Annotated in this window: 7 protein-coding genes; 3 read left to right on the top strand and 4 right to left on the bottom strand. The window is 74.9% G+C overall.

Annotated elements, in window-relative coordinates:
- Window positions 1-183: 183 nt before the first annotated feature.
- The gene (locus F9B16_RS45960; protein ID WP_151546574.1) at window positions 184-3,426 is read right to left on the bottom strand and encodes an ATP-binding protein; all 3,243 of its coding nucleotides are present in this window, start codon (window positions 3,424-3,426) and stop codon (window positions 184-186) included.
- A 171-nt stretch (window positions 3,427-3,597) separates the two neighbouring features.
- On the opposite strand from F9B16_RS45960, the gene F9B16_RS45955 reads away from it, so the two are divergent.
- Together F9B16_RS45955 and F9B16_RS45950 are read left to right on the top strand one after the other, a co-directional pair.
- On the top strand, window positions 3,598-4,650 hold the full coding sequence (locus F9B16_RS45955; RefSeq protein WP_225992536.1) for a DUF4267 domain-containing protein: 1,053 nt from the start codon (window positions 3,598-3,600) through the stop codon (window positions 4,648-4,650).
- 146 nt (window positions 4,651-4,796) lie between these two features.
- The gene (locus F9B16_RS45950; RefSeq protein ID WP_151546573.1) at window positions 4,797-5,357 is read left to right on the top strand and encodes a hypothetical protein; all 561 of its coding nucleotides are present in this window, start codon (window positions 4,797-4,799) and stop codon (window positions 5,355-5,357) included.
- 27 nt (window positions 5,358-5,384) lie between these two features.
- Here the strand turns inward: F9B16_RS45950 and F9B16_RS45945 are convergent, their stop codons facing one another.
- Window positions 5,385-6,062 carry a lysophospholipid acyltransferase family protein gene (locus tag F9B16_RS45945; RefSeq protein WP_151546576.1) on the bottom strand — a complete coding sequence of 226 codons (678 nt, stop codon included), beginning with the start codon at window positions 6,060-6,062 and terminating at the stop codon, window positions 5,385-5,387.
- Between the two features lie 456 nt (window positions 6,063-6,518).
- Between F9B16_RS45945 and F9B16_RS45940 the strand changes: the two genes are divergently transcribed.
- Entirely contained in the window at window positions 6,519-6,869 is a 351-nt protein-coding gene (locus F9B16_RS45940; protein WP_151546572.1) for an STAS domain-containing protein, read from the top strand.
- 144 nt (window positions 6,870-7,013) lie between these two features.
- Here the strand turns inward: F9B16_RS45940 and F9B16_RS45935 are convergent, their stop codons facing one another.
- Window positions 7,014-7,856 carry a glutamate ABC transporter substrate-binding protein gene (locus F9B16_RS45935; RefSeq protein ID WP_151546571.1) on the bottom strand — a complete coding sequence of 281 codons (843 nt, stop codon included), beginning with the start codon at window positions 7,854-7,856 and terminating at the stop codon, window positions 7,014-7,016.
- Window positions 7,857-7,873: 17 nt separating this feature from the next.
- A partial coding sequence (locus tag F9B16_RS45930) for a hypothetical protein (RefSeq protein WP_318839294.1) occupies window positions 7,874-9,326 on the bottom strand: 1,453 nt, incomplete at its 5' end.

Here is a 9,326-nt window from a genome sequence, read left to right as displayed (position 1 = left end):
GGCCGCGGACCTGCCCGGCGCCTCCGCCGCCGGAGCCGCCGCAGGCGGACGCCGCCGCGACGGCCGCCAGCACCGCGATCGGGAGGAGCCTGTGCGCCATGCCCGCGACCCTAGGCGCCCGGCGCGCGCATCACCCGGCCGACACGCTGTGCGGGCGGCAGGAGCACCCCAAGCGGGCGGGAATCAGCCCGCGGACCCCCAATGCGGGGCATTCCACAGGGCCGCGATCTCGGCGGCGCGCCGCTCGTGCGGGGCCGGGTCCGCCCCGGCGAGGCGGGCGAGCTCGGCGAGGGTGCGGGCCGGCGGCGGCAGCGCGACCGCCAGGCTCTCCAGCCCGGCGGGCGGGCCGTCCCGGTGCGGCAGCAGCGCCTCGTACAGCTCCGCGGCGCCCCGCTCGTCGCCGAGCGCGACGACGGTCATGGCGCGGAACGTGCAGAACATCGTGAAGAGGTAGTCGGGCTGGATCGGCGGGGCGGACGCGTGGAGGCGGCGTGCTTCGGCGAACCGGCCGGCGGCGGCGTGCGCGGCGGCGAGGACGTCGGCGGCGAGCGACGACACGTCGGGCGGGAGCGTCCCGGCGTCGTCGGCGAACGCGGCGAGCGTGCCGCGCGACACCGCCAGCGTCGCGCGCGCGACCAGGTCGAACCCGGTGGTGTGCAGCGACCCCTGGGCCGCCATGGCCCTCGTCGCGGCGGCGTAGCGGCGCTCCGCGTCGTCCGTCCGGCCCTCGGCGTGGGCGAGCGCGGCCCCGGCGATCTCGCAGACGACGCTCGCCTCGGGCATCCGGTAGCGGCGGGCCAGCTCCGCGGCCTCGGCGATCCGGGCGCGCACCTCGTCCGGGCGCTCCTCCCAGACGGCGGCGGCGGCGAGGGTGAACGTGCCCGACCACAGCGCCGCGGGCATGTCGTGCTCGGTGCCGAGGGCGCGCAGCTCGCGGGCCTGCGCCACCTGGCGGCGGGTATCGCGGTCGTCGTGCCCGCGGTAGTCGCGCTCGCGGCCGAGCGTGAACAGCGTCAGCACCCGCAGCTTCGGGTCGCCGAGGCTCCGCGCGATCTCGACGGCCTCCTCGGCGGCGGCCCGTCCCCGCCCGTCCCCGGTGCCCGCCAGCTCGGCGGCGTAGGCGTCGAGGAGGCGGCACCGGACGTCCGGCGCGAGATCGTCGCGGTCCAGGAGCCGGGAGAGCAGGCCCACGAGGTGGTCGTCGACGGCCCCGTACGGGCGGAGCTGCCAGGGGGCCGGTTCGGTCCATGCGGTGAACGCCGCGAGCAGCAGGTCGTCGCTCCCGGCCTCCTCGGCGAGGTCGACTGCGCGGCGGCGGGTGGCACGGGCGTCCTGGACGGCGCCCGCGCGCGCTTGGGCACGGAGCAGGCGGCCCAGGAGGTCGACGCGGTCCGCGGCGTCCCGGCCCGGCAGCCGCTCGAACGACTCCAGCGCCTGGGTGAGCAGCTCGACGGCGGTCTCGTGCGCGTACCGGCGTTCGGCGAGGTCGGCGGCCCGGACGGCGTACTCGACGGCCTTCGCGGCCGTCGCGGCGGACGCGGCCCGGTGAAAGTGGTACGCCAGCGCCGGCGCGTCGTCGGGGGTCAGCCGTTCCAGGGCCGCGCCGAGCCGGGCGTGCATGCGGGTGCGGCGCAGCGCGCTGAGGTCGGCGACCATCGTGTCCTGGACGAGCGCGTGCGCGAACCGGACCCGGCCCGGAGCCCGCTCGGTGAGCAGGCCCGCGACGAGCCCGGCGTCGAGCGCGTCCAGCACCGCGTCCTCACCGGCGTCGGCGGCCAGGACGAGCGCGTCCACGTCGGCCTCGCGTCCGGCGAGCGCGGCCAGCCGCAGGACCGCGACGGCGGACTCGGGCAGGCGGGCGAGGCGGCGGCGCAGCACGTCCCGCACGCCTTCGGGGACCTCCGACGTCGCCACGAGCGCGCCTTCGCTGCTCAGCAGCCGCGCGCTCTCCCGCACGTAGAAGGGGTTGCCGCCGGTGCGCTCGGCGAGCGCCGACACCGTCGCCGCGTCCACGCCGTCGCCGCACTCGGCGGCGATGAGCCGGGCGACCGCCGGCTCCGGCAGCCCGCTCAGCGGCAGTCGCAGCGGCGACCGGCGGGCCAGCACCGCGAGGGTCTCGGTGAGGCGCGTCCCGACCTCGTCCGCGCGGAACGCGGCGACCACGAGCAGCGGCGCGTCGCCGGAGACGGCGGCCAGCAGGGCGAGGGTCTCGGCGTCCGCCCAGTGCAGGTCGTCGAGCATGACCGCCAGCGGGCGCCGCCGGGCCGCCTCGTTCAGCCAGGCCCAGACGGCCCGGTGCAGGCGGAAGCGGCCGGCGGTGCTGTCGCGGGGTTCGGCGGCGGACGCGTCCCGCAGCAGCGGCGCCGCCTCGGCGGGAGCCGGGACGTGCCGGTCCAGCGCGGTGAGGGCCTCCGTCCACGCCCACGCGGGCGGCGCGCTCTCACTCTCCGGGCACCGGCCCGTCACGACGAGCCGCCCCTCCCGCTCCAGCACGCCCGCGAGCCGGGTGAGCAGCGCGGTCTTGCCGAGCCCGGCCTCGCCGGTGACGAGCGCGACACGCACGCCGCCTTCGGCCGCGAGACGGGTCAGCGCGCCGAGCTCGTCGTCGCGCCCCAGGAAGGCGGGCCCGTCGGGGGCGGGCTCAGGGACCGGCCTGGGAACGGGCTCAGGGACCGGGATGGGAGCGGGCGCGGGGAGGTCGAACGCCCCGGTGCGCTGCTGGAGGATCGCCGTCTCCAGATCGGCCAGCGCGGGGCTCGGGTCGAGGCCCAGCTCGTCGGCGAGAAGCGCGCGGACCTCGCGGAGCGCGGCGAGCGCGGCGGCCTGGCGCCCCGCCCCCCACAGCGCCAGCGCCAGCAGCCGCCAGCCCTCCTCGCGGAGCGGCTCGTCGCGGGTGAGGAGCTCCGCCTCGGGCACGGCGGCAGCGGCGTCGCCCGCGCGCAGCAGGGCCGCGACGTGCCGCTCCCGCGCGGCCAGGCGCAGCTCGTTCAGGCGGCCGATCTCCGCCCGCGCCCACTCCTCGTCGGCGAACTCGGCGAACGCCGGGCCGCGCCACAAGGCCAGGGCCTCCGCCGCCCGCTCGGGGTCCCGGGCGAGCGCGGCGAAACGCCAGGCGTCCACGGCCTCGTCGGGCAGCCGCAGCGCGTAGCCGGGCGCGGCGGACACCAGCACCCGCGCCGGGGCCCGCGGCGGACGATCGGGCTCCAGCAGCCTGCGCAGGTTGGAGACGTAGGCCTGCAGGGACGTGACGGCCTGCGCCGGCGGCTCGCCGCGCCACAGGTCCTCGATCATGCGGTCGACGGGCACGACCTCGCCGCGCGCGGCGACCAGCAGCGCCAGCACGGCCCGCTGCCGCGGCCCGCCCAGCGCCGCGCGCACCCCCGCCACCTCGGCCTCGAAGGCCCCGAGCACCCGAATCCGCACCATCCCGGACAGATCGTAGCCACCGGCCCCCGAGCCGGGTTCCGAGCCGGTTCCGAGCCAGGCTCCGAGCCGGGTTCCGGCCGCGTTCCAAGCCGGGCTCCAAGCCGGGCTCCAAGCCGGGCTCCAAGACCCGCTCCAAGACGGCTCCAAGACGGCCCGGGCAGCGTTGGCGGCATGAGCACCGACACCGCCCGCACCGCCCTCACCTTCACCCGCTCCATGATCGTCATCCACCGCGGCATGCGCCGCGAGGCGCGCCTGCTCACCGAGCTGATCGGCGCGACCCGCCCCGGCGACCGCCGCCGCGCCCGCGCCCTCACCGCGCACCTCGGCGACTACCTGCTCGGCCTGCACAACCACCACCACGGCGAGGACGAGCTGATCTGGCCGCTGCTGCTGTCCCGCGTGGACCTCGACGCCGACATCGTCCTGCGGATGGAGGCCCAGCACGAGAAGGTCGCCGCGACCATCGCCCGCCTGCACGACCTCGCCGGACCCTGGGCGAAGTCGGCGGACGCGGCCGGCCGCGACGCCCTCGCCGCCGCCCTCACCGAGCACCGCACCGTCCTGGCCGAGCACCTCGACGACGAGGAGGCGAACCTGCTGCCGCTCGCCGAGCGCCACCTCACCGAGGACGAGTGGAACGCCCAGGGCGACCACTTCGTCCAGCACACCCCCAAGACGAAGATCCTCACGCTCCTCGGCGTCGTCCTGGAGGACGCGACGCCGGACGAGCGCGCCGAGTTCCTCTCCGGGCTGCCCGCCCCGGCCCGCGCGTTCTGGCGGCTCTACGGCGAGCGCCACCACGCCGCCCGGATGCGGCGGCTGCGCGAGGACGTCCGCACGTCCCGCACCGGCGCCAGCATCGCCCTGCTCACCGGCGCCGGCATCGGCTACGTCGGGCTCTCGTACATCCTCGACCCGGCGGGCACCGGGGCCGGGTTCGGGCTGCCGTCCGTGCCGTCCGGCGACGCCACCGCCTGGCTGAACATCAAGGGCGTCCGGGACCTCGGCACCGGCCTCGCCGTCCTCGCGCTGCTGGCCCGCGGGCAGCGCGAGGCGCTCGGCCTGGTGATGTGCGCGTTCTCGACGATCGCGGCCGGCGACATGGTGACGGTCCTCGCCCACCACGGCTCCAAGGCGACGGCGTTCGGCGTCCACGGGGCGACCGCCGCGGCGGTGCTCGCCTCGGGCCTGCTGCTCCTGCGCGCCGCCCGCCGCCGCTGACCCGGCGGACGCTCCGATCGCGGACGGTGGCGCGGCATGCCCGCGCCACCGTCCGCGTTCACCCTGTGACTGTCCGTGATCTTTGGGTAGGGCACGGGGCGGCGTCCGGGACCGGGCGCATGAGCACATGCCGGGGGAAGAAGAGAATGTTCCGCAGAGTTCTGGTGCTGCCCGTCCTGCTGCTGGCGCTGGTCGCCGCGTCCGGGTGCGGCGGCGGCAAGAGCGCCGACAACGTCGCCGCGGGGCGGGGCGCGGCGGCGAGCTCGCCCGCCGCGTCGCCGTCGTCCTGCCCGACCGAGACGACGAAGCACTTCGCGAAGACGCGGTTCGCCGCGGACGCCGGCCTCGCGTTCGGCGCCTTCCACCGCTACATCTGGAAGCCGTACCAGGCGGGCAGCTTCAAGCAGGGCGCGGACGGCCGGACGAAGGCGTTCGCGAAGGCCGCCGCGGCCGGGCTGTTCGCCGCCAACCGGATCAACGCCGCGCGCAAGCTCATCGGCGCGGACCCGAAGCTCTGCAAGGCCCTGAAGGTCCCGGCGGAGAAGGTGGCGGGGATGTTCGGGTCGCTGGCCGCCAAGTTCAAGTCGGGGCAGCTCGACCCGTCGGAGATCGGCTCGGTGGGCTCGGCGGTGGACGGCCTGAAGTCCGACGCCAAGAACCAGGCGGGCGCGAACATCCAGGAGAAGTCCCCCAACCTCGGCGGCTGACCCGCCCGAGCGGAGCGAGGGCGGCGCTTATCTCTGTTCTTCGTCGGCTCGTTCGTTGTAGACGGGGGCGTACTCCTGGCCCGACATCTTCTGGATGGTCTCGACGATCTCGTCGGTGATGGCGCGGCGGGCCTTGGCGGGCGGCAGGTCGCGGTAGTGGGAGAAGTCCATCGGCGGGCCGATGCGGACGGTGGGGCGGGGGCCGAAGACGCGCGGCTTGGACGCCCCGATCGGCTGGATCTTCTCGGTGCCCTCCAGCGCGACGGGCAGCACGCGGGCGCCGGAGGCGAGGACGAGCCAGCCGACGCCGGTGCGGCCGCGGTAGAGGCGGCCGTCCGGGGAGCGGGTGCCCTCGGGGTAGATCGCGAAGGCGCCGCTGTTGGCGAGGACGTCGCCGGCCTGCTCCAGGGCGCCCATGGCGGCGCGGCGGGCGCCGCGCTTGACCGGGACGTGGCCGAGGTTCGTGAGGAACCAGCGGACGAAGCCGCGCTTGAGGCCGCCGCCGACGAAGTAGTCGGCCTTGGCGATGTAGGTCACCGGCCGGGGGACGGCGAGGGGGATGATGAAGCTGTCGATGAACGACAGGTGGTTGCTGGCCACGATGAGCGGCCCGTAGGCGGGCACGTTCTCCCCGCCGATCACCCTCGGGCGGAATAGCAGCCAGAGGATCGGACGCACCACTCGCGTCATGAACGTGTAGAACACCCAGCCTCCTGTCATTCGCACCGCCACTGTAACCTCTGCGCCGATCCGTCCCCGGGTCAGCACCTGCTTTTCCGGCCGGACGGGAGGTAAGAAATGGTTCAACCGCTGGTCACGGGGGGCGCCGGTGGACTATTGGGGGCCTTGATCCCGGGGTGGGACTTCGGTCACATTGGGGAGGTGCGGCAATCGTGAAACCATTTCCTACCATCCAGTAAGTTCCTCTGGAGTAAGTTATTCGGGGCGCCGGTGGCGGCACGCCGGGGAACGCGGGCGCCGGGCCCGCGCGGCCCGGGCGGGGCCGGGTGTTACGGTCCGGGACGCGGGAGGGCGACCCGGTCCTTATCCCTGGAAGTGCTTGGATTGCGGGCACGGGTGCGCAATCCTGAGGAGTCACCTGAGGTGGGTCACCAGGTGCGTGGAACCAGGGTGCCCGTGGAGCCGGGGCGAGAGGTGGCCATGGACTTCGACATCAGCCTGATGAAGGACGAACGCTGCACCCTCGTCCGGGTGCAGGGCGACATCGACGTGGTCTCCCGGGCGCGCTTCGAGGAGGCCCTGTTCGAGGTGGTGGACGCGGGCGAGCCCATGGTCGTCGACATGCGGCAGGTCACGTTCTGCGACTCGACCGGCCTGAACGCGATCGTCGCGGCGAACCGGCGCGCCGGGCAGCACGGCGGCACCGTCGCGCTGGTGGCGCTGCCGCCGCGCGTGCAGCGCGTCTTCCGCATCACCGGGATCGACAAGTTCGTCCCGATCTACGACACGCTGCGGGAGGCGATCGGCGCGCTGCCGTCCACCACGGCCTGACCGCGAAGACCCGACCAGCGCCGCGAAGGCCCGACCAGCGCCGCGAAGACCCGACCAGCGCCGCGAAGGCCCGACCAGCGCCGCGAAGGCCCGACCAGCGCCGCGACGGCCCGACCAGCGCGCCGGCCGGGCGCGGCGGGGCGGTCAGCTGCAGCCCTCGAACTGCGGGACGCTCGTGGTGAGCTTGAGCCCGGACTTGCCGAACCACTTGGTCAGCAGCCGCGCCGCCGTGCCGTCCTGGTACATCGCGGTGATGGCCCGGTTGATCTGCTCGCAGCCCTCCAGGTCGCCCTTCTTCAGCCCGACCCCGTACTTCTCGTCGGTGAACGGGGCATTGATGATCTTGCCGGGGCGGCCGGCCGCGAACCCGGCGAGGATCAGGTCGTCGGTCGACACCGCGTCCAGCTTCCCGGCGGCGAGGTCGTCCATGCAGGCGCCGTAGGTCGGCGCCTGCACCGGCACCGCGGCGATCTTGCGCTCCTCGATCACCCGCCGCCACGAGTTCGACCCGGTCACCGCGCAGATCTTGCGGCCCTTCAGGTCCCGGACGGCGTGGATCGCCGAGTTGCCCGGCGCGACCAGCGTGTCCTGGTGCGCGACGTAGTAGGGTCCCGCGAACGTGACGACCCGCTTGCGCTTGGCGGTGATCGAGTACGTCGCGACGATCATGTCGACGGTGCCGTCCGCGAGGGCCTTCTCGCGGACCGAGGAGTTCGTCGTCCGCCACGTGATCCGGTCCTTCGGCACGCCCAGCCTCCCCGCGATGTAGGTGGCGACGTCCACGTCGAAGCCCTGGTACGTCCCGTTCTTCTCCTTCACCCCGAGGCTCGGCTGGTCCTCCTTCACCCCGATGGTCAGCGCGTGCTTGTGGGCGATGGTCGGCTGGTCCGCGCCGCCGAGCCCGCACGCCGACAGCGTCCCGGCGGCGGACAGGACGGCGCAGGCCAGGGCAGCAGCACGGAACGAACGGGCACGGGTGGCGCGCATGGGTCGGTCTCCTCCGGTCAGCGGAACTCGGCCAGCCGGGGACGGACCCCCGCGACGATCAGCAGGGCGATGACGGCGGCGGCCGGCGGGACGGCCTTCCAGCCGCGCAGCCCGCCGTCCGCGTCCTTGATCTGCTTGGTGAACGCGTCCTGGTGCACGGCGATCAGCGAGCCGAGCGCGGCGTCGTAGGCGTCGAAGTCGTGGATCGCGCCGGACTGGCGCCCCATCCGCATCGTGATCGCGCCGTTGCGGTCGCCGGACGCCGCGAGCGACCGCATCTTCTGGTCGTCGCGCTGGACGACGATGTACGCGCGCAGCGTCCGCTGCACGGCGTCGGCCTCGCGGGCGTTGCGCACCGCGGCGGCCTCGTCGGCGAAGAAGCCGAGGAACGGCGCCGCGCCCTTGTGCGGGCGGTACGGCCCCACCTTCTGCTCCAGGCCCGCGTAGTAGTTCTCCAGGTTCAGCGGCTTGTCGCCGATGTCCGGATAGACCACCGAGAGGGACTTGTCGAGGTAGGTCTGCTCGTAGGTGTCGGCGCGGCCGGGGTCGAGGAGGTAGCGGCTCTCGTCCGCGAACGCGCTGTGGCTGACCGACCGCGCCCGCGACAGCGACAGGACGGAGTCGAAGCCGTCCTCCTTCGCCTTCCTGATGTGCCCCGCCTGCGCCGACAGCAGGCCCGCGCCGGCGATGGTGAGCGCGACGGTCCCGAGCGTCGCCAGGACGAGCGCCGGGTTCAGCAGGCGCCGGAACGTCCGCGCCAGGTACAGCTGCGTCGCGACCAGCAGCAGCAGCGCCGCCGCCCCGGCGACGATCACCCAGTCGCGGCCCGCGAGCACCGCCGTCCGCTTCGACTCGTACGCCTGCCGGACGTGCGCGCCGGTGTCGAGCGTGATGTTGTACGCCTTCGGCAGCAGCTCCAGCTTCATCAGGTCCGTCGCCTGCCGGTAGGCGTCGACGACCTCCTTCGGCGGCTCCCCCGCCGGATGGTCGGCCTGCTGGTTCAGCTGCATCGCCGACCCGACGAGCCGCTCGTACCGGCCGAGGCCGTCGAGGACGTCCTGGACGGTCTGCCGCAGCGCCGGGTCGCGCCCGGCGAGCTGCGCGGCCTGCACGGCGGCGGCGTCGGCGTCCGCGCGGCGCCGCTCGTAGGCGCCGACCATCTGGTCGTAGCCGCTGCCGAGGTCGTGCTGGCGCCCGATCAGCAGGATGTTGGAGACCTGCGCGTCCATGTCGCTGAGCGCGAAGTACAGCGTGCTGGTCGCGACGACCTGCGGGCCCGCGTCGTGCCCGATCGTCTGGACCGAGTCGCGCGCGTTCCCGACCGCGACCGTCAGCACCGCGAGCAGCGCGACGAGCGCGGCGAGGACGAGCGCGACGTGCGCGCGGATCCGGCCGGGGATCGTGCGCAGCCAGCGGCCGCGCGCGAACGTGGCGAGCCGGCCGCGGCGCGCCGGGCGAGCGGCGGGCACG

Origin of the sequence: Actinomadura montaniterrae (assembly GCF_008923365.1) — a bacterium.
Classification (GTDB): Bacteria; Actinomycetota; Actinomycetes; order Streptosporangiales; family Streptosporangiaceae; genus Spirillospora; species Spirillospora montaniterrae.
Note: the sequence above shows the minus strand (reverse complement) of the source record. Positions and strands in the feature narration are given on the sequence as shown.

What these genes read in the sequence shown, in the direction of transcription:
- F9B16_RS45960 (WP_151546574.1), bottom strand. Translation starts at nt 3,426, where the DNA reads ATGGTGCGGATTCGGGTGCTCGGGGCCTTCGAGGCCGAGGTGGCGGGG.
- F9B16_RS45955 (WP_225992536.1), top strand. Translation starts at nt 3,598, where the DNA reads ATGAGCACCGACACCGCCCGCACCGCCCTCACCTTCACCCGCTCCATG.
- F9B16_RS45950 (WP_151546573.1), top strand. Translation starts at nt 4,797, where the DNA reads ATGTTCCGCAGAGTTCTGGTGCTGCCCGTCCTGCTGCTGGCGCTGGTC.
- F9B16_RS45940 (WP_151546572.1), top strand. Translation starts at nt 6,519, where the DNA reads ATGGACTTCGACATCAGCCTGATGAAGGACGAACGCTGCACCCTCGTC.
- F9B16_RS45935 (WP_151546571.1), bottom strand. Translation starts at nt 7,856, where the DNA reads ATGCGCGCCACCCGTGCCCGTTCGTTCCGTGCTGCTGCCCTGGCCTGC.